At 72.3% G+C, this 21,180-nt stretch carries 19 protein-coding genes; 12 read left to right on the plus strand and 7 right to left on the minus strand.

Translation table 11 applies throughout. The features are described from left to right. The first annotated feature begins 249 nt into the window (after positions 1-249). Positions 250-750 carry a hypothetical protein gene (locus tag ACH5AO_RS09330; RefSeq protein WP_398923416.1) on the plus strand — a complete coding sequence of 167 codons (501 nt, stop codon included), beginning with the start codon at positions 250-252 and terminating at the stop codon, positions 748-750. On the opposite strand, the gene ACH5AO_RS09335 is transcribed toward ACH5AO_RS09330, so the two are convergent. From ACH5AO_RS09335 to ACH5AO_RS09350, 4 genes are all read right to left on the minus strand, one after another. Beyond that, the gene (locus tag ACH5AO_RS09335) at positions 719-1,339 is read right to left on the minus strand and encodes a Maf family protein (RefSeq protein WP_398923418.1); all 621 of its coding nucleotides are present in this window, start codon (positions 1,337-1,339) and stop codon (positions 719-721) included. The two genes, ACH5AO_RS09330 and ACH5AO_RS09335, sit on opposite strands and share 32 nt — an antisense overlap. Positions 1,340-1,370: 31 nt before the next feature. Then, positions 1,371-1,499: a morphogenic membrane protein MmpB gene (gene mmpB / locus ACH5AO_RS09340; RefSeq protein ID WP_398923420.1), complete on the minus strand. Its 129-nt coding sequence runs from the start codon at positions 1,497-1,499 to the stop codon at positions 1,371-1,373. A gap of 134 nt (positions 1,500-1,633) precedes the next feature. Then, the gene (locus ACH5AO_RS09345; protein WP_398923422.1) at positions 1,634-1,840 is read right to left on the minus strand and encodes an acyl-CoA carboxylase epsilon subunit; all 207 of its coding nucleotides are present in this window, start codon (positions 1,838-1,840) and stop codon (positions 1,634-1,636) included. 9 nt (positions 1,841-1,849) lie between these two features. After that, entirely contained in the window at positions 1,850-3,439 is a 1,590-nt protein-coding gene (locus ACH5AO_RS09350; RefSeq protein ID WP_398923424.1) for an acyl-CoA carboxylase subunit beta, read from the minus strand. A 110-nt stretch (positions 3,440-3,549) separates the two neighbouring features. Between ACH5AO_RS09350 and ACH5AO_RS09355 the strand changes: the two genes are divergently transcribed. Together ACH5AO_RS09355 and ACH5AO_RS09360 are read left to right on the plus strand one after the other, a co-directional pair. Then, positions 3,550-4,416: a biotin--[acetyl-CoA-carboxylase] ligase gene (locus tag ACH5AO_RS09355; RefSeq protein ID WP_398923426.1), complete on the plus strand. Its 867-nt coding sequence runs from the start codon at positions 3,550-3,552 to the stop codon at positions 4,414-4,416. Positions 4,417-4,579: 163 nt separating this feature from the next. Further along, a complete protein-coding gene (locus ACH5AO_RS09360) occupies positions 4,580-5,686 on the plus strand; it encodes an adenylate/guanylate cyclase domain-containing protein (protein WP_398923428.1) in 1,107 nt (368 codons plus the stop codon). A gap of 67 nt (positions 5,687-5,753) precedes the next feature. On the opposite strand, the gene ACH5AO_RS09365 is transcribed toward ACH5AO_RS09360, so the two are convergent. After that, positions 5,754-6,374 (minus strand): hypothetical protein, encoded by a 621-nt coding sequence (locus ACH5AO_RS09365; protein WP_398923430.1) that lies wholly within the window; start codon positions 6,372-6,374, stop codon positions 5,754-5,756. 215 nt (positions 6,375-6,589) lie between these two features. Between ACH5AO_RS09365 and ACH5AO_RS09370 the strand changes: the two genes are divergently transcribed. The 3 genes from ACH5AO_RS09370 to hutH all read left to right on the plus strand — a co-directional run bounded on the left by ACH5AO_RS09370 (position 6,590) and on the right by hutH (position 10,217). Then, a complete protein-coding gene (locus ACH5AO_RS09370; protein ID WP_398923432.1) occupies positions 6,590-7,390 on the plus strand; it encodes an enoyl-CoA hydratase/isomerase family protein in 801 nt (266 codons plus the stop codon). A gap of 64 nt (positions 7,391-7,454) precedes the next feature. Beyond that, positions 7,455-8,603, plus strand: a complete 1,149-nt coding sequence (locus ACH5AO_RS09375; RefSeq protein ID WP_398923434.1) for a diguanylate cyclase domain-containing protein — start codon at positions 7,455-7,457, stop codon at positions 8,601-8,603. A gap of 75 nt (positions 8,604-8,678) precedes the next feature. Continuing rightward, positions 8,679-10,217, plus strand: a complete 1,539-nt coding sequence (gene hutH / locus ACH5AO_RS09380; protein WP_398923645.1) for a histidine ammonia-lyase — start codon at positions 8,679-8,681, stop codon at positions 10,215-10,217. A gap of 45 nt (positions 10,218-10,262) precedes the next feature. Here the strand turns inward: hutH and ACH5AO_RS09385 are convergent, their stop codons facing one another. Further along, positions 10,263-10,577 (minus strand): hypothetical protein, encoded by a 315-nt coding sequence (locus ACH5AO_RS09385; protein WP_398923436.1) that lies wholly within the window; start codon positions 10,575-10,577, stop codon positions 10,263-10,265. Between the two features lie 109 nt (positions 10,578-10,686). Between ACH5AO_RS09385 and ACH5AO_RS09390 the strand changes: the two genes are divergently transcribed. The 5 genes from ACH5AO_RS09390 (at position 10,687) to ACH5AO_RS09410 (ending at position 18,441) form a co-directional block, all read left to right on the plus strand. Continuing rightward, the gene (locus ACH5AO_RS09390; protein WP_398923438.1) at positions 10,687-11,046 is read left to right on the plus strand and encodes a hypothetical protein; all 360 of its coding nucleotides are present in this window, start codon (positions 10,687-10,689) and stop codon (positions 11,044-11,046) included. A gap of 240 nt (positions 11,047-11,286) precedes the next feature. Further along, positions 11,287-12,534 carry an Ig-like domain-containing protein gene (locus tag ACH5AO_RS09395; RefSeq protein WP_398923440.1) on the plus strand — a complete coding sequence of 416 codons (1,248 nt, stop codon included), beginning with the start codon at positions 11,287-11,289 and terminating at the stop codon, positions 12,532-12,534. A 149-nt stretch (positions 12,535-12,683) separates the two neighbouring features. Then, positions 12,684-14,156, plus strand: a complete 1,473-nt coding sequence (locus ACH5AO_RS09400) for an ABC transporter permease (RefSeq protein ID WP_398923442.1) — start codon at positions 12,684-12,686, stop codon at positions 14,154-14,156. A 78-nt stretch (positions 14,157-14,234) separates the two neighbouring features. Continuing rightward, positions 14,235-14,927 (plus strand): ABC transporter ATP-binding protein, encoded by a 693-nt coding sequence (locus tag ACH5AO_RS09405; RefSeq protein WP_398923444.1) that lies wholly within the window; start codon positions 14,235-14,237, stop codon positions 14,925-14,927. A gap of 190 nt (positions 14,928-15,117) precedes the next feature. After that, complete coding sequence (locus ACH5AO_RS09410; protein WP_398923446.1) at positions 15,118-18,441, plus strand: S8 family peptidase; 3,324 nt, start codon at positions 15,118-15,120, stop codon at positions 18,439-18,441. A 494-nt stretch (positions 18,442-18,935) separates the two neighbouring features. Here the strand turns inward: ACH5AO_RS09410 and ACH5AO_RS09415 are convergent, their stop codons facing one another. Further along, on the minus strand, positions 18,936-19,853 hold the full coding sequence (locus ACH5AO_RS09415; protein WP_398923448.1) for a helix-turn-helix domain-containing protein: 918 nt from the start codon (positions 19,851-19,853) through the stop codon (positions 18,936-18,938). A gap of 174 nt (positions 19,854-20,027) precedes the next feature. On the opposite strand from ACH5AO_RS09415, the gene ACH5AO_RS09420 reads away from it, so the two are divergent. After that, entirely contained in the window at positions 20,028-21,071 is a 1,044-nt protein-coding gene (locus ACH5AO_RS09420) for an NAD(P)-dependent alcohol dehydrogenase (RefSeq protein WP_398923450.1), read from the plus strand. Positions 21,072-21,180: the final 109 nt, after the last annotated feature.

The following is a 21,180-nucleotide window of genomic DNA, read 5'->3' on the forward strand; positions in this document are numbered from 1 at the left end:
GCGTGATACGAGGCTCGCTCGACCCGCGAAAGCCCTTGTCGCACCTCGGTACGCAGGGCTCCTCCCGGAAACCCTAGCCGTCCTGTGTGGTCGAGGTCTCTGTGAGAGCGCGCTGCGGCCCGCTCCGTTTCTTTGTGGAGTCCCTACGAATGGCCCAACGATTCTTTGCCCCGCACAGATCCCTTGTGCCGAGGTTTACCGGTTAGTAGCCTTCGCGTCGCCCCGAACGTACTCGGGGTAACCGCAAGCGTGCTCGAAAGTGGGTGGGGGTCGGTGGTGCGCAGACCGGTGGCGGGGGTCGTGGCGCTCGTCCTGTTCGTGGAGGCGCTCGGCGTCGCGGCGCTGAACTGGGTCCTGGCCTCCGTCGTCGACCGCCAGGGCATGTCGCTGGCCGGGCTCGACCCGGACATGATGTCGACGGCCTCGAAGACCGGCGGCATCGTCTTCGGGCTCTACTTCGCGCTGTGCGGCCTGGTGGCCCTGCTCGCGGCCGTACGCGACCGGTCGCCCGCCGGGCTCGGCCGGGCGCTGCTGATCAGCGCGGCGGTGACGCACGCGCTGCTGGGCGCGGTCGCGTGGAGCCTGGTCGGCCCGCTCGCGTTCCTCTGGATGGTGGTCGTCCTCGGGCTGATCGTGCTGCTGCTGATGACGTACGACGGCCGCCCGGAGCGGCCGGCCGACGCCGCTCCCGGTGACGGCTCTCCGGTCACGCCCCCGGTCACTCCTCCGGCGGCGCCCACAGCTCCGTGATGCCGACACCGAGGTCGGCGAGGAGGCGCCGGACCAGGGGCAGGCTGATGCCGATGACGTTGCCGTGGTCGCCGTCGATGCCGTCGATGAACGGGGCGGAGCGGCCGTCCAGGGTGAACGCCCCGGCGACGTGGAGCGGTTCGCCGGAGGCCACGTAGGCGGCGATCTCCTCGTCGCTGGGATCACCGAAACGGACCACGGTGGAGGCGGTGGCGGAGACGTAACGGCCGCTGAGGGTGTCGTAGACGCAGTGACCGGTCTGCAGTGTCCCCGCGCGGCCCCGCATGGACTTCCAGCGCGCGGTGGCCTCCTCGGGGTCCGCGGGCTTGCCGAGGGCCTGGCCGTCCAGTTCCAGGACCGAGTCGCAGCCGATCACCAGCGCACCCTTGACCTCGGGCTTCGCGGCGACGACGGAGGCCTTGGCCTCGGCCAGGGCGAGCGCCAGTTCGGCGGGGGTGGGGGCGGTGACGGCGTCCTCGTCGACCCCGCTGACGATCACCTCGGGGTCCAGCCCGGCCTGGCGGAGCAGCCCGAGCCGGGCGGGGGACTGGGAGGCGAGCACGAGTCGGCGGCGCGGCTGATCTGTCATGCGATCAGCGTATCGACATGGCCCCGATGCCTCACCTCACGCCGATCACGAGCATGGCGAGCACCATGGCCAGCGCCATGAGAACGCCCAGCCGCCGCAGCATGTCCTGCGTGTTCCGCAGGTCCTCGGGCGGCTCGTTCTCGGGGTCGGACCACAGCATGTCACCAGCGTGCGGCCTGGCCGGCCGGGATGCCTGAGTACGCGTACTCAAGTGGGGACGCGGGGCCGCCGTGCCGTGCGCCCGCGCGCGGAACGGCTCAGGGGCACGGTCCCGCGTCCCTGAGCCGGTCGCCGCTAGCCCGGCCAGTAGGTGCGGGCCCAGGACGCCGGGCCCGGGCTCGGGACGCTCCGGGTCGCGAGGCGGGACGGGTCGGACCACGCGTCACGGGGGGCGGGCGCGCCGGGCGGCACGGCCGACGCCGCCGCGGCGCGCGCCCGGACCACCGCCAGTGCGGCGGCCAGCTCCTCCGGTGTGGGGTTGCCCCGTACGACCTTGATCACGTCGGCTCCTTACAGGGGGATGTTGCCGTGCTTCTTCGGAGGCAGGGATTCCCGCTTCGTCCGCAGCTGACGCAGCCCGCGGACGATGTGCCGGCGGGTGTCGGACGGCATGACCACCGCGTCGACGTAGCCGCGCTCGGCCGCGACGTAGGGGTTGAGCAGGGCGTCCTCGTACTCCCGCATCAGCCGCGCGCGGGTCTCCTCCGGGTCGTCCGCCCCGGCGATGGTGCGGCGGTGCAGGATGTTGACCGCGCCCTGCGCGCCCATCACCGCGATCTGGGCCGTCGGCCAGGCCAGGTTGAGGTCGGCGCCCAGGTGCTTGGAGCCCATGACGTCGTACGCGCCGCCGAACGCCTTGCGGGTGATGACCGTGATGAGGGGGACGGTGGCCTCGGCGTAGGCGAAGATCAGTTTGGCGCCGCGGCGGATGATGCCGTCGTGCTCCTGGCCGACGCCGGGCAGGAAGCCGGGGACGTCCACGAAGGTGAGCACCGGGATGTTGAAGGCGTCGCAGGTGCGCACGAAGCGGGCTGCCTTCTCGGAGGCGGCGATGTCCAGGCAACCGGCGAACTGCATCGGCTGGTTGGCGACGACGCCGACGGGGCGGCCCTCGACGCGGCCGTAACCGGTGAGGATGTTCGGCGCGAACAGCGGCTGGGTCTCGAAGAACTCGGCGTCGTCGAGGACGTGCTCGACGACGGTGTGCATGTCGTAGGGCTGGTTCGCCGAGTCCGGTACGAGCGTGTCGAGTTCGAGGTCCTCGTCGGTGACCGTCAGGTCCGCCTCCTCCGGGAACGCCGGGGGGTCGGAGAGGTTGTTCGACGGCAGGTAGGACAGGAGCTGCTTGACGTACTCGATCGCGTCCTTCTCGTCACCGGCCATGTGGTGGGCGACGCCGGAGGCGGTGTTGTGGGTGCGGGCACCGCCGAGTTCCTCGAAGCCGACGTCCTCGCCGGTGACCGTCTTGATGACGTCCGGTCCCGTGATGAACATGTGGGACGTCTGGTCGACCATGACCGTGAAGTCGGTGATCGCGGGGGAGTACACCGCGCCGCCCGCGCACGGGCCGACGACCAGGCTGATCTGCGGGATCACCCCGGAGGCGTGGGTGTTGCGGCGGAAGATCTCGCCGTACGCGCCCAGCGAGGCCACGCCCTCCTGGATGCGGGCGCCGCCGGAGTCGTTGATGCCGATGACCGGGCAGCCGGTCTTCAGCGCGAAGTCCATCACCTTGCAGATCTTCTGCCCGTACGTCTCGCCCAGCGCCCCGCCGAAGACGGTGAAGTCCTGGGAGAAGACGGCGACCGGGCGGCCGTCGACGGTGCCGTAGCCGGTGACGACGCCGTCGCCGTAGGGGCGGTTGGCCTCCAGGCCGAAGTGGGTGGAGCGGTGCCGGGCGAACTCGTCCAGTTCGACGAAGGAGCCCTCGTCGAGCAGGAGGCCGATCCGCTCACGGGCCGTCAGCTTGCCCTTGGCGTGCTGCTTCTCGACGGCGCGTGCGGAGCCGACGTGCGTCGCCTCCTCGATACGGCGCGTGAGATCCGCGAGCTTGCCCGCGGTCGTGTGGATGTCGGGCTGCTGCTCTTCCGGCTCGGACATCGGGATGCGGCTCCCTGCCTGCTCAAAAGGGGGGACGGTTACTCATCCGTAGAGTAGTGGGGGGCCCTCCGTTCGGCAGTGCGGTCTTTCCCACACTTAGTGTGGGTTGCATGACGCCCCGAGATGACTCCGAATCCGCCCACAGCCGGTGGTCCGACCTCGACCGCCCGCCGTTGAACGCCGCCGGCCTGCGCCGAGGGCTGGTGCGCGCGGGCGGACTGTGGACGCAGCTGGACGTGGTGCGGCGCACCGGTTCCACCAACTCCGACCTGGTGGCGCGGGCCGCCGGGGGGCCGCTCGAGGAGGGCGTCGTCCTCGTCGCCGAGGAACAGACCGCCGCGCGCGGGCGTCTCGACCGGCGGTGGACGGCGCCGGCCCGGTCGGGGCTGTTCTTCTCCGTGCTGTTGCGGCCCGCCGAGGTGCCCGTGGCGCGGTGGGGCTGGCTGCCGTTGCTGACCGGCGTCGCGGTGGCGACCGGGCTGTCACGGGTCGCGGGCGTCGACACGGCGTTGAAGTGGCCCAACGACCTGCTGGTCACGGTGGGCGGCGAGGAGCGGAAGGCCGGCGGGATCCTGGCGGAGCGGGCCGGTGACGACGGGGTGGTGATCGGTGTCGGGATCAACGTGAGCCTCCGGGACGACGAGCTGCCGGTGCCGACCGCGGGATCGCTGGTGCTGGCGGGGGCGGTGAGCACGGACCGGGACCCGCTGCTGCGGGGGGTGCTGCGGTCGCTGGAGGACTGGTACGGGCGGTGGCGGGCGGCGGGGGGCGACCCGGGGCCGAGCGGACTGCAGGAGACGTACGCCGCGGGGTGCGCGACGCTGGGGCGGGCGGTGCGGGCGGAGCTGCCCGGGGACCGGGAGCTGGTGGGGGAGGCGGTCGCGGTGGACGGCGACGGCCGGTTGGTGCTGGCCACGGGGGAGGGCGTGCAGGAACCGGTGGGCGCGGGCGACATCGTCCACCTGCGCGCACGCTGACGCCGGGGCGGCGGGAACGCCGGGTTCCGCGCCCGGTCCCGGCCTCCGGGGCGGCGCCGATCGCCCCGTACCGCGGCTCGACCCGACGACAGTGAGCTGGCGCACACCTGCCGTAGAGTTGAGCCCGGTCGATACCTGGCCATGGCAGATCGGAAGGGCACGCGTGACCGTCGACGACTCGGGTTCCACGGACGCGCAGGGCGCCGGCGAGGATCCGCTTGCCCTGCGCCTCGAACAGCTCATCCTGGGGGCCGAGCGCCGTTACACACCGTTCCAGGCGGCCCGCAGCGCCGGCGTCACCATGGAGCTGGCCACCCGCTTCTGGCGGGCGATGGGTTTCGCCGACGTGGGCCAGGCCAAGGCCCTCACCGAGGCCGACGTACTCGCGCTGCGCCGGCTCGCCGGTCTGGTGGAGGCGGGCCTGCTGAGCGAGGCCATGGCGGTCCAGGTGGCGCGGTCCACCGGGCAGACCACCGCCCGGCTGGCCGAGTGGCAGATCGACTCCTTCCTGGAGGGGCTGACCGAGCCGCCCGAGCCGGGCATGACCCGTACCGAGGTGACGTATCCGATCGTCGAGCTGCTCCTGCCCGAGCTGGAGGAGTTCCTCGTGTACGTCTGGCGGCGGCAGCTCGCCGCGTCGGCCGGGCGGGTCGTGCAGGGCGCCGACGACGAGGAGATGGTCGACCGGAGGCTCGCCGTCGCCTTCGCGGACCTCGTGGGGTTCACCCGGCTGACCCGGCGGATGGAGGAGGAGGAGCTCGGCGAGCTCGTCGAGGCCTTCGAGACCACGGCCGCCGACCTGGTCGCCGCGCGGGGCGGGCGGCTCATCAAGACGCTGGGCGACGAGGTGCTCTACGCCGCCGACGACGCCGGTGTCGCCGCGGACATCGCGATGCGGCTGATCGAGACCATGGCGAACGACGAGACCATGCCGGAGCTGCGGGTCGGCATGGCGTTCGGCACGGTGACCACCCGGATGGGTGATGTGTTCGGTACGACCGTGAACCTGGCGTCCCGGCTCACGTCCATAGCCCCGCGCGATGCCGTGCTCGTCGACAGCGCCTTCGCCGAGGAGCTGATCCGCACCGGTGACGCCCCCGCCTCCGAGGCGGCGGCGGCCGAGGCGGTGGCCGCGGCGGAGAAGGAGGGCGTGGAGCCGCCGGGCTACCGGTTCGCGCTCCAGCCGATGTGGCAGCGGCCCGTGCGCGGCCTCGGCGTGGTGGAGCCCTGGCTGCTCACGCGCCGGAACGGGGCTTCCGTCTCGTCCTAGTCCCGGCGGTCCCGGCGTGGTTCCGGCTGTCTCGGCCTGGTCCCGGCCGCCTCGTTCCAGTCCCGTCCTAGTCCCGGCCGCCGAGGTCCAGGCCGCCGCCCACGCAGAGACCGATGATCGGTACGCACAGGCCGCCGGGGTCGGCGTCGGGGTCGTGGCCGGGGCCGGGGTCCGGTCCGTCCGGCCGTTCCGGTGCCGGGTCCCGGGGTGCCGGCGGGGGTGTTCCCGGGGGGCTCGGTGACGGGGGCGCGGGCGGCTGGGACCGCCGGGCGGCCGGGGGCCGGGTGGCCGGGTCGCTCGCCGTGGCCGGGACGGTCGTCGGGGGCCGGGCCGTGGACGACGGTTCGGATGCGGTGAGCGGGGCCCGGTCCTTGCCGCCCAGGGCCGTCGGGGAGGACGGGCTCGCCTCGGGGGCGGGCCCGGCGGCCGCGCTCCTCGCGGGGGAAGCTGTGGAGGAACCGGTGGGTGTGCCGGTGTCCGTGTGGAGGACGGGGTGCGGGCCCGCCTCCGCGCCGACGTCCGTGCCGTCGCCCTGGGTGGTGACCAGGCGGACCAGGGTCACGGCGCTCGCGGCCACGGCCAGGCCTCCCGCGGCCAGCAGGGCCTTGCGGGGGCGGGGCTTGCGGTGGCGGCCCCGGAGGCGGGAGGTGCCTGCCGGCGGCTCCTCGATCGGTACGGTCGATGTCATCGTGATCCCCTCCCCTGCGTGCGCCCCCGACGCGCCGCGGTGTGCGCACGCTATGCGCTTCCGTGAGGGGCCGGGCCGGGAAGTCGGGGTGATGTCACTCGAACGGGTGGACGGGGGGTGACGAGGGAACCGTACGCGCGCTCTTTTCCCCGGTGGGCGCGGGCTGCGATGATCGGGACGAGTGGAAGTTAACCCGCGTTAACCGGAGGGTGTCGATGAGTGAGGAACGGTTCGGGGAGTTCGTGCTGGTGCGCCGGCACGAGCGGGGGCGTGTCGCGGAGCTCGTCCTCGACCGCCCGAAGGCCATGAACGCCGTGTCGACCGGGATGGCCCGCTCCATCGCCGGTGCCTGCGCGGCGCTGGGGGAGGACCGGGACGTACGGGTGGTGGTGCTGAGCTCCTCGCACGAGCGGGCGTTCTGCGTGGGGGCCGATCTGAAGGAGCGCAATTCCTTCAGCGACGCCGATCTGGTGCGTCAGCGGCCCGTGGCGCGCGGGGCGTACACCGGGGTGCTCGAGCTGCCCGTGCCGACGGTGGCGGCGGTGCACGGGTTCGCGCTCGGCGGCGGGTTCGAGCTGGCCCTGTCGTGCGACGTGATCGTCGCCGACCGCACGGCCGTCGTGGGGCTGCCCGAGGTGTCGGTCGGGGTGATTCCGGGCGGGGGCGGTACGCAGCTGCTGCCCCGGCGGGTGGGGGCGGCGCGGGCCGCCGAGCTGATCTTCACGGCGCGGCGGGTGGAGGCCGCCGAGGCCCGGGAGCTGGGCCTCGTCGACGAGCTGGTGGAGGAGGGCCGGGACCGGGAGGAGGCCCTAGCCCTGGCGTCCCGGATCGCCGGGAACTCGCCGGTGGGACTGCGGGCGGCCAAGCGGGCGCTGCGGCTCGGGCACGGGCTGGACCTGTCCGCCGGGCTGGAGGTCGAGGACGCCGCCTGGCGGTCGGTGGCGTTCTCGGGGGACCGGGCGGAGGGGGTCGCCGCCTTCAACGAGAAGCGCAGACCGGAGTGGCCCGGGGAGTAGCGGAGCATCCCACGCCCACGTCCTCGATGTACCGGTTGGTGGTGAATCTCCCTAGTCTGGGTTCATGGGTGAGGAGAGCCGGCTGGCGGCCGTGGTGGCGCTGGCCCAGGGCATGGCCGCCGCGCACGGTTCGCGGGACGCCTGGCGGGCCGCGGCCCGCGGGGCCTGCCGGGCGCTGGGCGGGAGCTTCGCCGCCCTGTCGGTGTGGGAGCGGGAGCTCGGGCGGCTGCGGGTCCTGGTGAACGTCGGCGAGCTGGCCGAGGGCGAGGAGGAGTTCCCGGAGGACGAGTCCTACCCGGTGCACCAGTTCGCCGAGATCACCGAGTTCCTGCACGAGCGGTGGGCGGGGGGCGGTGAGCCCGACGCGTGGGTGGAGACCGCCGAGGAGCCCCCGACGGGCCGCGCCGGGTACCGCCACCAGCGGGTGGCCGCGCTCAGGCGGCGGGGGCGCGGGTGCTGCGTGGTCGCGCCGGTCGTGCTGCACGGGCGGGCCTGGGGCGAGCTGTACGTGGCCCGGCCGGTCGGCGCGCCCGTCTTCGGGCGGGGCGACGCCGACTTCGCGACGGTCCTGGCCGCCGTCGTGGCCGCCGGGCTGGCGCAGACCGAGCGGTTGGAGGAGGCCCGGCGGCTGGCGTACACGGACTCGCTGACCGGGCTGGCCAACCGGCGCGCCGTGGACGCGCGGCTCGACGAGGCCGTCGAGCGGCACCGTCGCGACGGGGCCGTCGTCAGCCTCGTGGTGTGCGATGTGAACGGACTGAAGCGGGTCAACGACACGCTGGGGCACGCCGTGGGCGACCGGCTCCTCGAGCGGTTCGGGACCGTGCTGTCACTGTGCGGGGCCATGCTGCCGGGGGCCCTGGCGGCACGGCTCGGCGGGGACGAGTTCTGCCTGCTGGCCGTGGGGCCGCCGGCCGACGAGGTCGTCAAGGCGGCCGACGAGGTGTGCCGGCGGGCCGTGGAACTGGACATCGGGGACGGTGTCGCCTGCGGGGTGGCGTCCACCGGGGATCCCGTCGGGCCGGTGCACTCCGCCCGGCGGCTGTTCCGGCTGGCCGACGCGGCGCAGTACCGGGCCAAGGCCGAGCGCGCCGCGCACCCCGTCGTGGCCGGACGGGAGGGCCCCGGCGATCCCGTCGTACGGCTCGCGGACGAGCCGTCGCGGGCGGCGGACGGGGAGCGGCGCCGGTTCCGGGGGCGGCATTCGCCGTAGCGCTCCGGTAAGGGGTGACGGCGGCATCCAGGGGTGACACCATTGAATTCAGTGCGTACGCTCCTGAATATGAGTATGCATACCGTGGTGGTGGGGACGTCCGGGACGACCGCGTCCGACGTGCTCGCCGTGGCGCGCGGCGGTGCCCGCGTCGAACTGTCCGCGGAGGCGGTGGCCGCCCTCGCCGCGTCCCGCGAGATCGTGGACGCCCTGGCCGCGAAGCCGGAGCCCGTCTACGGGGTGAGCACCGGATTCGGCGCCCTGGCGACCCGGCACATCAGCCCCGAGCTCCGCGCCCAGCTGCAGCGCAACATCGTCCGTTCGCACGCCGCCGGCATGGGACCCCGCGTGGAGCGGGAGGTCGTCCGCGCCCTGATGTTCCTGCGGTTGAAGACGGTCTGCTCCGGACGCACCGGCGTCCGGCCCGAGGTCGCGCGGACCATGGCCGACGTGCTGAACGCCGGGATCACCCCGGTCGTGCACGAGTACGGCTCCCTGGGCTGCTCCGGCGACCTCGCCCCGCTGTCCCACTGCGCCCTCGCCCTGATGGGCGAGGGGGAGGCGGAGGGCCCCGACGGCAGCGTGCGGCCGGCCGGCGAACTGCTCGCCGAGCACGGCATCCAGCCCGTCGAACTGCGCGAGAAGGAGGGGCTCGCCCTCCTCAACGGCACCGACGGCATGCTCGGCATGCTGGTCATGGCCCTCGCCGACCTGGACCTGCTGTACAAGTCCGCCGACGTCACGGCCGCCCTGACCCTGGAGGCGCTGCTCGGCACCGACAAGGTGCTCGCCCCCGAGCTGCACGCCATCCGCCCGCACCCCGGCCAGGCCGCCAGCGCCGCCAACATGCTGGCCGTACTCGAGGGGTCCGGGCTGACGGGACATCACCAGGACGACGCGCCCCGCGTCCAGGACGCCTACTCGGTGCGCTGCGCCCCGCAGGTCGCCGGCGCCGGCCGGGACACCCTGGCGCACGCCCGGCTGGTCGCCGAACGCGAACTCGCGGCCGCCGTCGACAATCCGGTGGTGCTGCCCGACGGGCGGGTGGAGTCCAACGGCAACTTCCACGGGGCGCCGGTCGCCTACGTACTGGACTTCCTCGCCATCGCCGTCGCCGACCTCGCCTCCATCACCGAGCGCCGCACCGACCGGCTGCTGGACAAGAACCGCAGCCACGGGCTGCCGCCCTTCCTCGCCGACGACCCCGGCGTGGACTCCGGTCTGATGATCGCCCAGTACACGCAGGCCGCCCTGGTCGGCGAGTTGAAGCGGCTCGCCGTACCGGCGTCGGCGGACTCCATCCCGTCCTCCGCGATGCAGGAGGACCACGTCTCCATGGGCTGGTCGGCGGCGCGGAAACTGCGGACGGCCGTCGACAACCTCACCTGGGTCCTCGCCGTCGAGCTGTACGCCGCCACCCGGGCCGTGGAACTGCGCGAGGGACTGACCCCGGCACCGGCCACGCGGGCGGTCGTCGAGGCCGTACGGGCGGCGGGCGTGGGCGGACCCGGGCCCGACCGTCACCTCGCCCCCGACCTCGCCGCGGCGGACGCGTTCGTGCGGGACGGGCGGCTGGTGGCGGCCGTGGAGGCGGTCACCGGGCCGCTGGGCTGAACCGGCCGGGGCCCGGCGGTGGTTCCGCCGGGCCCCGGTGCGCGGCTACAGACCCAGGTGTTCCCGGCGGACCGAGTAGACGATGAAGCCGGCGCCGAGGGCGAGGCAGGTGGTGCCGCCGACGATGTACGGAGTGCTGTCGAAGCTGCCGGTGTCCGCGAGGCGGACGTCCTCGCCGGCACTGTCGACGGACGTCGACATGACTCTCGCCTGCTCCGTGACCTGCGGCGACGGAGTTGCCGAGACCGTGTCCGCCACCGGTGTGTTCGAGGTCGCGTTCGCGGACGGGACGAACCACAGGGCGCACAGCAGGGTGCCCGCGGCGGTGGCGGTCAGCAACGGACGGAGCGCGGATGACACGGAATATCGATCCCCTTGCGTTACTGGCGAATTGGCCGTGTGGGGCGATGTTAGTGAACAGCGCGGGTCACGGGAAAGCGACGGGGGTCCGAAGCCGTACGCTCCGGGCATGAGCACCCCAGAGACATCACGATTCGTACGGCTTCGCGTGGAACTCGTCCTCGAGATCGACGACGAGGAGGCGGTGACCGGGGCCGCGTTGCGCAGGATCGCGGACGACGGCGACATGCCGGACGAGGAACGGGCGCACGCCGAGAGCGCCGTGACGGAGGACACCGCGGAGGCCCTCGCCCAGCTCGTCGATCCGTTCGCCCTGATCGACGAGGTACCGGGCGTGGAGCTGCTGCAGGCCTCCTGGAGCGGCGAGGAGATCGACTACGACCCCGACTCCCCGGAGTGGGACCTCGACGAGGACGATGACGGCGAGCCCTACGGCGACGACGAGGAGGGTGCGGGGAGGGTCGGCTGAGGCGTTTTGGGGAAATCGTGACCCCGGGCGGCAACCGCCGCCCGGGTGATGACGTCTCAAGCCACGGCGCACCGACCGGCGCCCTCATCACCGGCCCCGGTGGACGTGGCGAGCCCCACACCCGCGGGCCGTGGGGAACGGGAGCACCCGGTCGTAGCGTTGAAGGTTGTGGACGAGCTCCTTCGGCTTCGCGCCGGGGACTCGTGGGGTCGGGATTCGGCAACGATGGAGAAGCGTGTGATGACGGACGGTAAGCGGCGCAGGGGTCTGGCGGCCGCGTCCGCCCTGCTCGGCGGAGTGCTGGTGCTCTCGGCGTGTTCAGGCGGCGACAGCAGTGCCGCGGGCGACGGCAAGGGCGATTCGCAGGCCCAGGTCGACGAGGCGGCGGCCAAGAAGTCCTCCGAGGCGCAGATCAAGATCACGCCGAAGGACGGCTCCAACAACGCCTCCATCAACAACTCCGCCACCGTGACCGTGGCCAAGGGCACGCTCACCGAGGTGAAGATGACCACCGCCGACGGCACCGCCGTCGACGGTGAGATATCCGCCGACAAGAAGAGCTGGAAGCCCAGCGCCCAGCTCGAGCGCGCCACCACCTACAAGCTGTCGGCCACCGCCGAGGACGCCGCGGGCCTCGCCGCCCACGAGAACGCCTCGTTCACCACGGTCGCCCCGGACAACAGCTTCATCGGCACCTTCACCCCGGACGACGGCACCACCGTCGGCGTCGGCATGCCGGTGTCGATCAACTTCGACAAGGCCATCACCAACAAGGCCGAGGTGCAGAAGGGCATCACCGTCACCAGCAGCAGCGGCCAGGAGGTCGTCTGCCACTGGTTCAACGCCAACCGCATGGACTGCCGGCCCGACGAGTACTGGAAGGAGAACTCCACCGTCACGCTGAAGCTGGCGCTCGACGGTGTCGAGGGCGCCGAAGGCGTCGTCGGCGTCCAGCAGAAGACGGTCACCTTCAAGATCGGCCGCAACCAGGTGACGTACGTCGACGCCAAGACCAAGCAGATGAAGGTCACGCAGGACGGCAAGACCGTCCGCACCATCCCGATCTCCGCCGGGGCGCCCGAGAACAAGACGTACGAGGGCCAGATGGTGATCTCCGAGAAGTTCAAGGAGACCCGGATGAACGGCGCGACGGTCGGCTTCACCGACGACGACGGCAAGGGCGAGTACGACATCAAGGACGTGCCGCACGCCATGCGCCTGTCCACCTCCGGCACCTTCATCCACGGCAACTACTGGGGCGCCAAGTCCATCTTCGGCAGCGTCAACACCAGCCACGGCTGCGTGGGCCTGTCCGACACCAAGGGCGCGAACGACCCGAGCACGCCGGGCGCCTGGTTCTACGACAACTCGATCATCGGTGACGTGGTCGTCGTCCAGAACACCGGCGACAAGACCATCGCCCCGGACAACGGCCTCAACGGCTGGAACATGAGCTGGGAGGAGTGGAAGGCGGGCTCGGCGGTCTGACGCCGGCCGCGCACGCGCGGCGCTCCACCCCACCACCCGGCCGATGCCGCCGTCCGCCCCTTCGGGGAGCGGACGGCGGCATCGGCCTTCTCATGGGGCTCTTATGGAGCGCTTATCGCTTCATCACCCGCCGTCCCTAGCTTGCCGCCATGTTCTTCACCTACCTGAGGCGCGAGCTGCGCCGCCGCAGAAAGGCGGCCCTCGTCGTCGCCTCCGGCCTCGCCCTGGGCATCGCCCTGGTCGTCGTGGTCACCTCCGTGTCCTCCGGCATGAGCAAGGCGCAGGAGAAGGTCCTGGAGTCCCTGTACGGGCTCGGCACGGACATGACGGTCACCAAGGCCGCGGAGGCCCAGTCCGGGACCACCGGCGAACGCCCCCGGTTCCGGTTCGACGCCCAGGACGACGACTCCGGCGAGGAGCAGAGCAGCGACCGCGTCATGGTGCAGGGCTTCCAGACCCTGGCGAGCTCCACCGTGGACAAGGTCGGCGAGCAGGACGGCGTCGCCGGCGCGGTGGGCGGGCTGAGTCTCCAAGTCATGAAGGTGAGCGGTGAGTTCACCCGGGGCCAGTTCCAGCAGGACGGCCAGGGCGCCGAGGGCGGCCAGGGCGCCGGTCCCGGCGGCGGCCAGTCCTCCCCGCAGGGGCGGATCGAGGGCGGCGGCGCCAACTTCGACGTCAACAGCTACTCCGTCTACGGCACCGACGTCACCGAGCCCGCCCTCGGCCCGCTGACCTCCTCCGAGATCACGGACGGACGCACCTTCAAGACGACCGAGACCGACGCGAAGGTCGCCGTCGCCGACTCCGCCTACGCCAAGGAGAAGGAGCTCGAGACCGGCGACACCGTCACCGTCAAGGGCACCGAGTACAAGGTCATCGGCATCGCCACCGCCACCAGCGGGGACGCCGCGGCCAACCTCTACCTGCCGCTGAAGCAGGCGCAGACCCTCGCCGACGCCGAGGACAAGGTCACCACGATCTACGTCCAGGTGACCGACTCCCAGCGGATCGACAGCGTCAAGTCCGGCATCCAGAAGAACATCTCCGGTACGACCGTCACGACCTCCGCCGACCTCGCCGACACCGTCTCCGGCTCCCTGTCCACCGCCTCCTCGCTCGCCGCCGGCGTCGGTAAGTGGCTGTCCGTCGTGGTCCTCGTGGCGGCGTTCCTCGTCGCCGGCCTGCTCACCTCCTCCGCCGTCTCCCGCCGGGTGCGCGAGTTCGGCACCCTCAAGGCGCTGGGCTGGAAGTCCGGCCGGGTAACCCGGCAGGTGGTCGGCGAGTCCATGGTCCAGGGCCTGATCGGCGGCGCCCTCGGCATCGCGCTCGGCCTGGCGGGCGCCTACGCCGTCACCGCCGTCAGCCCCACCCTGCAGGCCCAGCTCGGCGGCGGCACCGGTGGCGCCGGCGGCATGGGCGGACCTGGCGGTGGCGGGACGGGCGGCCCCGGGCGGCAGACCGCCGCCAAGACCCTCGACATCGCGCTCACCGCGCCCGTCAGCCTCACCACCGTCGCCCTCGCGGTCGGCCTCGCCGTGGCCGGCGGCCTCGTCGCCGGCGCCTTCGGCGGCTGGCGCGCCTCCCGGCTGCGGCCGGCCGACGCGTTCCGCCGCGTCGAGTAGCACCCGCCCGGCACCGGCAACCGGGGCCCGCCCGCAGCGGACGGGCCCCACCCCCGTACGCGATCCAGGAGCAGAACCATGTACGAACTCAGAGGCGTCACCCGGCGCTACACGCGCGGCAAGGAGACCGTCCACGCCCTCGACGGGGTCGACCTGACCATCCCCGACGGCGACCGGCTCGTCATCCAGGGCCCCACCGGCGGCGGCAAGTCCACGCTGCTGCAGATGCTCGGCGGCCTCGACCGGCCCACCTCCGGCGAGATCGTCCTCGACGGCACCGACCTGGCCAGGCTGCCCGAGGCCCGGCTCACCCGGGTCCGCAGCGAGAACATCGGCTTCGTCTTCCAGTCGTTCAACCTGATCCCCACGCTCACCGCGCAGGAGAACGTCGAGACCGCGCTCGTCCCGCTCGGCGTGAAGGCCAAGGAGCGCCGGGAGAAGGCCGCCGAGGCGCTGGCGTCGGTCGGTCTGGGCGAGCGGCTGGGCCACCTGCCCGGCGAGATGTCCGGCGGTCAGCAGCAGCGCGTGGCCATCGCGCGGGCGCTGGTGAAGGAACCGAAGGTGCTGCTCGCCGACGAACCCACCGGCAACCTCGACGAGTCGACGCGCGACGAGATCATGGACGTGCTCGTCCGCATGTGGAAGGAGCTGGGACTGACCTTCGTCATGGTCACCCACGACTCGGCCATCGCGAAGGCGGCCCCGCGCCTGGCGACGATCCGCAAGGGGCGGATCACCGTGAAGGAGAACCCCAAGAGCACGATCGTGTAACGGAGTTCCGTCGGTGGTGTTACAGCCACCCGGCGACTTCCGCACCCTTCCCGGCATCCCTTGAGGCGCTTGATCACCCCTCGGCATACTGCGTGTTCCGGGGGGTGCGCGCATACGTACGAGACCACCCCCGGCCGGGTGACGTCGAGTTCGCCCGGCGACTTCGCTAGGGGGAACCTTGCACAGACAAGTGAAGAGAGCGTGCGCGGCCACGATCGCCACGGCGACCGCCGTGGCACTCGCGGCGGGCATGGCCGGCCCGGCGTCGGCGAAGGGGGAGCGCACGACCGCCGCCTCGGCGACGGAGGCGTCCTCGCTGAAGGCCAAGCACCGGATCACGCTGATCACGGGTGACCGGGTCGCGGTGGACGCCAAGGGCCGCGTGGTCGGCCTGGAGCGGGCCGAGGGCCGGGAGCACATACCCGTGCAGGTCCGCCGCACCGGCGGCCACACCCTGGTGGTGCCGGCCGACGCCGCCCGGCTGATCGCGAGCGGCAGGCTGGACCAGCGGCTGTTCGACGTCACCGAACTGAACAAGGCCACGACCCGCGGCTCCCAGAAGCGGGGCCTGAAGGTCATCGTCGGCTACAAGGGCGCCGCGGCGAGCGCCAAGGCCGACGTCCGGGACGCGGGCACGGTCCGCCGGACCCTGAAGTCCCTGAACGCGGACGCGGTGCAGACCCCGCACGAGGAGACGCCCGAGCTGTGGGACGCCGTCACCGACGGCGACCGCACCGCCTCCGGCATCGCCCACGTCTGGCTCGACGGGGTCCGCAAGGCCTCCCTCGACACGTCGGTGGCGCAGATCGGCACCCCGAAGGCATGGGCGGCCGGCTACGACGGCAAGGGCGTGAAGATCGCCGTCCTCGACACCGGCGTCGACGGCACCCACCCGGACCTCAAGGGCCAGGTGACCGAGTCCAAGAACTTCACCTCCGCGGCCACCGCCGGCGACAAGGTCGGCCACGGCACCCACGTCGCCTCCATCGCGGCCGGCACGGGCGCCCAGTCCAAGGGCAAGTACAAGGGCGTCGCTCCCGGCGCGAAGATCCTCAACGGCAAGGTCCTCGACGACTCCGGCTTCGGCGACGACTCCGGCATCCTCGCCGGCATGGAGTGGGCGGCCGCGCAGGGCGCCGACGTCGTCAACATGAGCCTGGGCGGCATGGACACCGCCGAGGTCGACCCGCTGGAAGCGGCCGTCAACAAGCTCTCCGCCGAGAAGGGCGTCCTGTTCGCCATCGCGGCCGGCAACGAGGGCCCGCAGTCGGTCGGTTCGCCCGGCAGCGCGGACGCCGCCCTCACGGTCGGTGCCGTCGACGACAAGGACGCGCTCGCCGACTTCTCCTCCACCGGCCCGCGTGTCGGCGACGGCGCCGTCAAGCCGGACGTCACCGCTCCCGGCGTCGACATCACGGCCGCCTCGGCGAAGGGCAACGACATCGCCAAGGAGGTCGGCGAGAGCCCGGCCGGCTACATGACCATCTCCGGTACGTCGATGGCGACCCCGCACGTCGCGGGCGCGGCGGCGATCCTCAAGCAGCAGCACCCGGAGTGGACCTACGCGGAGCTGAAGGGCGCGCTCACCGGCTCCACCAAGGGCGGCGCGTACACGCCGTTCGAACAGGGGTCGGGCCGCGTCCAGGTCGACAAGGCCATCAAGCAGACCGTGATCGCCGACCCGGTGTCGCTGAGCTTCGGCGTCCAGCAGTGGCCGCACACCGACGACAAGCCGGTGACCAAGGAGCTGACCTACCGCAACCTCGGCACGACGGACGTCACGCTGAAGCTGACGTCGACGGCGACCGGCCCCAAGGGCAAGGCGGCCCCGGCCGGCTTCTTCAAGCTCGGTGCCACCACGGTCACCGTCCCCGCGGGCGGCAGGGCCTCCGTGGACCTCACGGTCGACACCCGGCTCGGCGGCACCCTCGACGGCGCCTACTCCGCGTACGTGGTCGCGACGGGCGGCGGGCAGACCGTGCGCACCGCGGCCGCGGTGCAGCGCGAGGTCGAGTCGTACGACGTGACGCTGAAGTTCCTCGACCGCGCGGGCAAGCCGGCCCCCAACTACGTCGCCAACCTCTCCGGCATCTCCGGCCTGGCCGCCAACCGGTGGTACCAGCCCTACGAGGCCGACGGCACCGTCACCGTCCGCGTGCCCAAGGGCGGTTACGTCCTGGACACCGGCGTCTTCGTCAACCCCGACCCCGCCTCGGAGGAGTACGAGGGCGTCGACTGGCTCGCCCAGCCGAAGCTGAACGTCACCAAGGACACGACGATCACGCTGGACGCCCGCAAGGCCAAGCCGGTGAGGATCACCGTGCCGGACAAGGCGGCCAAGCAGGGATTCGCCTCCGCCGACTACACCGTCGAGACGAAGAACTCGGCCCACGGCTTCGGCTGGTGGCTGGACTCGTACGACAACTTCCGCTCCGCCCACCTCGGCCCGCAGATCACCGACGGCTCGCTGTACCAGCAGTGGGACGCCCACTTCGGCAAGGGCACCAAGGAGCAGTACAGCGCCGTCACCGGCGCCAAGGTGAAGAACCTCGCCACCGGGTACACCCGGAACTACAAGGCCGGCGAGTTCGCCACGGTGAAGGTCGGCATGGGCGCCGCGGCGAGCGGCAAGAAGGGTGCCGTCAGCGCCTTCGGCACGTTGCCCGGGAGCAGCGGCGCCTCCTCGTTCGGCAGCCCGCAGAGCCTGCCCGGTACCCGCACGCTGCACCTGTCCACCGTGTCCGGGGTGAAGTGGGACCTCGACTTCGAGCAGCAGGGCGGTGTCGACGCCGAGGGCTGGCCGATCTGGGAGGCCGGCTACGTCATCGGGTACGCGAAGGGCTACAAGGGCGGCAAGACGTACAAGGAGACCGTGAACACGGCCGTCTTCGGGCCGAGCCTCACCTCCGACTACGGCATCTTCCGTGACGGCAACAGCATCTCCGGGCTGGTCCCGCTGTTCGCCGACGGCAAGGGCCACCCCGGCTCCTCGGTGTTCACGTCGGCCACCACCAGCCTCTACCGCAACGGCAAGAAGGTCGGTTCGCACGACGACCCGCTGTTCGGCGAGAAGGAGTTCAAGGTCCCGTCCGCGGACGCCTCCTACAAGCTGACCACCTCGGTCAAGCGCAGCGCCAAGGTCGCCGCCGCCTCCACGCGGATCGACGCGAGCTGGACCTTCCGCTCCAAGAAGACCGCCGACCTCAAGCAGCTGCCCGCCTCCACGGTCCGCTTCCAGGCGGCCACCGGGCTGGACAGCAAGGTGACGGCCGGCAAGAAGGTCACGGTCCCGGTCACCGTCGAGGGCGCCGCCAAGGGCAAGAACCTCAAGTCCCTGTCGGTGTACGTGTCCTACGACTACGGCAAGACCTGGAAGAAGACCACGGTCACGAAGGGGAAGATCACCTTCAAGAACCCGTCGAAGGGGAAGGCCGTCTCCTTCCACGCCAAGATCGCCGACAAGAAGGGCAACAAGTCGACGATCTCGATCTACAACGCGTACTACGGCAAGTAGTCCGTGAGCGGACGGCCCGCCGGAGGACTTCCCTTCCGGCGGGCCGTTCCGCGTTCTCCGGGGCCGGGGCGGACGCCCGTTCCCGCGGAGCGGGGCGAAGGGCCCGGCGCCACCTCCGTGACGCCGGGCCCCGGCTGCCGACGGCACGGAGGCCGACGCGGGAGGCCCCGGACGCCGAGGACCGAGGACCACCGCCCGGCCCGGGGGCTGTGGCTGCCTGTCCCGGAGGCTGTGCTGGTCCGGCCCGGGGGAGTCATGCGTCCGTCCCGGGGGGCGTCTCAGAGGGCTGTGGTGTTCCGGCCCCGGAGAGCCGTGGCCCGCCCGACCCAGGGGGTTGTGGTGGTTCGTCCCAGGGGTGTGGTGTTCCGGCTCGGGGGAGTTGTGACCCGTCCGTCCCGAAGGGCGTGTGGTGGTCCGTCTCAGGGGGGGGGTGTGGTGTTCAGGCCCGGGGGAGTCGCGGCCCGCCCGGCCCCGGGGAGTCGTGGCCGTCCGTCTCAGGGGGCCGTGGCGTCCGCCCCGGCCCGTCGGGCGTCCGTGCCCCAGCTGCACAGCAGCCTCAGGGCCTCCGCCGACGGCGAACCCGGCTCCGCGAAGTACGTGACCAGCGACTGCCCGGTGTCGTCACCGGCCGGGCGGAACGACTCCCACAGCAGCGTCAGCTCACCGGCCAGCGGATGCCGGACGCGCTTGACGCCGTGGCTCTTCTCCTTGACGTCGTGCGCCGCCCACAGCCTGCGGAACTCCTCGCTCTTCACGGACAGCTCGCCCACCAGCGAGGACAGCTGCGGATCGTCCGGATGGAGGCCCGCGTCCATGCGGAGGTAGGCGACCATGTCGTACGCCTTCTGCTCCCACTCCACGAACAGCTCCCGCTGGTCCGGGTGCAGGAACACCAGCCGCGCCCAGTTCCGCTCCTGCGCCGGGAGCCGGCCCCAGTCCCCGAAGACCGCCGCCGCCATCCGGTTCCAGGCGAGGATCTCCGAGCGCCGGCCCACCACGTACGCCGGGACCGCGTCCATCGACTCCAGCAGGTGCCGCAGCGCCGGGCGGGCCTGCTGGGCCCGGGCCGCCGGCTTCCGCCGCTGCTGCCTCGGCTTCGCCAGGTGCGTGAGGTGGGACCGCTCGGCGTCGGTGAGACGCAGGGCGCGCGCGATCGAGTCCAGCACCTCCGCCGACACGTTCCGCCCGTTGCCCTGCTCCAGGCGCGTGTAGTACGCCACGGACACCCCGGCGAGCTGGGCCAGCTCCTCGCGGCGCAGGCCCGGCACCCGGCGGTGCCGTCCGAAGTCCGGCAGGCCCACGTCCTCCGGCTTCAGCCGGGCCCGCCGGGTGCGCAGGAACTCGCTGAGTTCCGCCCGTGGGTCGAGGCCGCCGCCCGCGGGGCCGGCCGGGTGGGTGTGCCGTTCGTCCATGTCTCCAGTATTCCCGGTCGTACGCACGGCATCCTGTCCCCGTCAGTGGTACGCACAGCCAACGTAGGCAGAAGCGTGGTCTGGGTAAGCCGGGGACGTCGTCGCAGGCTGGAGGCCGTGCCCGGCCGGACAGAAGGCAGCCGGGCGCACGACCTCACGAGGAGAACCTCCGGCATGACCACTGTTGCCGCATACGCCGTACCCGCCGCCAAGGCTCCGCTGGAGCGGACGACCGTCGAGCGGCGCGCGGTCGGCGAGCACGACGTCCTGATCGACATCAAGTTCGCGGGCATCTGCCACTCCGACATCCACCAGGCCCGTGAGGGCTGGGGCGAGGCGATCTTCCCGATGGTCCCCGGCCACGAGATCGCCGGTGTGGTGTCCGAGGTCGGCCCCGGCGTCACCCGGTACCAGGTGGGTGACCGCGTGGGCGTCGGCTGCATGGTCGACTCCTGCCGGGAGTGCGACAACTGCAGGGCCGGACGGGAGCAGTACTGCACCGGCAGCGGCATGGTCGGCACGTACAACGCCGTGGACCGGAACGGCGAGCCCACCTACGGCGGCTACTCGGAGAAGATCGTCGTCGACGAGAACTACGTCGTCCGCATCCCCGACGGGCTGGCCCTCGACGTCGCCGCGCCCCTGCTGTGCGCCGGCATCACCCTGTACTCCCCGCTGAAGCGCTGGGGCGCCGGCCCCGGCAAGAAGGTCGCGGTCCTCGGCATGGGCGGCCTCGGCCACATGGGCGTCAAGATCGCGCACGCGCTGGGCGCCGAGGTGACGGTGCTGTCGCAGTCCCTGCGCAAGAAGGACGACGGCCTCAAGCTGGGCGCCGACCACTACCACGCCACCAGCGACCCGAAGACCTTCGAGGAGCTGCGGGGCACCTTCGACCTGATCGTGTCGACGGTGTCGGCCCCGCTGGACTTCAACGCCTACCTGTCCCTGCTGAGGACGGAGGGCACGCTGGCGAACGTGGGAGCTCCCGAGGAGCCGGTCGCCCTCAACCTCTTCTCGCTGCTCGGGGGCGGCAAGACCCTCGCCGGTTCGATGATCGGCGGCATCGCCGAGACCCAGGAGATGCTGGACTTCTGCGCCGAGCACGGCATCGGCGCGGAGATCGAGCTGATCGGCGCGGCCGAGATCAACGAGGCGTACGAGCGCGTCCTGAACAGCGACGTCCGCTACCGCTTCGTGATCGACACGGCGACGATCTGACGCCTGGCACGCCCCCTCGTCGCCGACGCGGGGGCGCGCCGGTCGCAGTGCCGCGAACGGGGGCACGATCCGGACGATGACGACGAGCGGCTCACGGGGCGCCACCAGG

The sequence above is a fragment of the Streptomyces sp. NPDC018964 genome (genome assembly GCF_044390325.1).
In the GTDB taxonomy this organism is placed as follows: Bacteria; Actinomycetota; Actinomycetes; order Streptomycetales; family Streptomycetaceae; genus Streptomyces.

Bases quoted from the DNA above. Each gene is read 5' to 3' on its own strand.
- ACH5AO_RS09335 (WP_398923418.1), bottom strand. From the start codon at position 1,339: ATGACAGATCAGCCGCGCCGCCGACTCGTGCTCGCCTCCCAGTCCCCC.
- mmpB (WP_398923420.1), bottom strand. From the start codon at position 1,499: ATGCTGTGGTCCGACCCCGAGAACGAGCCGCCCGAGGACCTGCGGAAC.
- ACH5AO_RS09350 (WP_398923424.1), bottom strand. From the start codon at position 3,439: ATGTCCGAGCCGGAAGAGCAGCAGCCCGACATCCACACGACCGCGGGC.
- ACH5AO_RS09355 (WP_398923426.1), top strand. From the start codon at position 3,550: ATGACGCCCCGAGATGACTCCGAATCCGCCCACAGCCGGTGGTCCGAC.
- ACH5AO_RS09365 (WP_398923430.1), bottom strand. From the start codon at position 6,374: ATGACATCGACCGTACCGATCGAGGAGCCGCCGGCAGGCACCTCCCGC.
- ACH5AO_RS09370 (WP_398923432.1), top strand. From the start codon at position 6,590: ATGAGTGAGGAACGGTTCGGGGAGTTCGTGCTGGTGCGCCGGCACGAG.
- ACH5AO_RS09375 (WP_398923434.1), top strand. From the start codon at position 7,455: ATGGGTGAGGAGAGCCGGCTGGCGGCCGTGGTGGCGCTGGCCCAGGGC.
- hutH (WP_398923645.1), top strand. From the start codon at position 8,679: ATGCATACCGTGGTGGTGGGGACGTCCGGGACGACCGCGTCCGACGTG.
- ACH5AO_RS09390 (WP_398923438.1), top strand. From the start codon at position 10,687: ATGAGCACCCCAGAGACATCACGATTCGTACGGCTTCGCGTGGAACTC.
- ACH5AO_RS09395 (WP_398923440.1), top strand. From the start codon at position 11,287: ATGACGGACGGTAAGCGGCGCAGGGGTCTGGCGGCCGCGTCCGCCCTG.
- ACH5AO_RS09400 (WP_398923442.1), top strand. From the start codon at position 12,684: ATGTTCTTCACCTACCTGAGGCGCGAGCTGCGCCGCCGCAGAAAGGCG.
- ACH5AO_RS09405 (WP_398923444.1), top strand. From the start codon at position 14,235: ATGTACGAACTCAGAGGCGTCACCCGGCGCTACACGCGCGGCAAGGAG.
- ACH5AO_RS09415 (WP_398923448.1), bottom strand. From the start codon at position 19,853: ATGGACGAACGGCACACCCACCCGGCCGGCCCCGCGGGCGGCGGCCTC.
- ACH5AO_RS09420 (WP_398923450.1), top strand. From the start codon at position 20,028: ATGACCACTGTTGCCGCATACGCCGTACCCGCCGCCAAGGCTCCGCTG.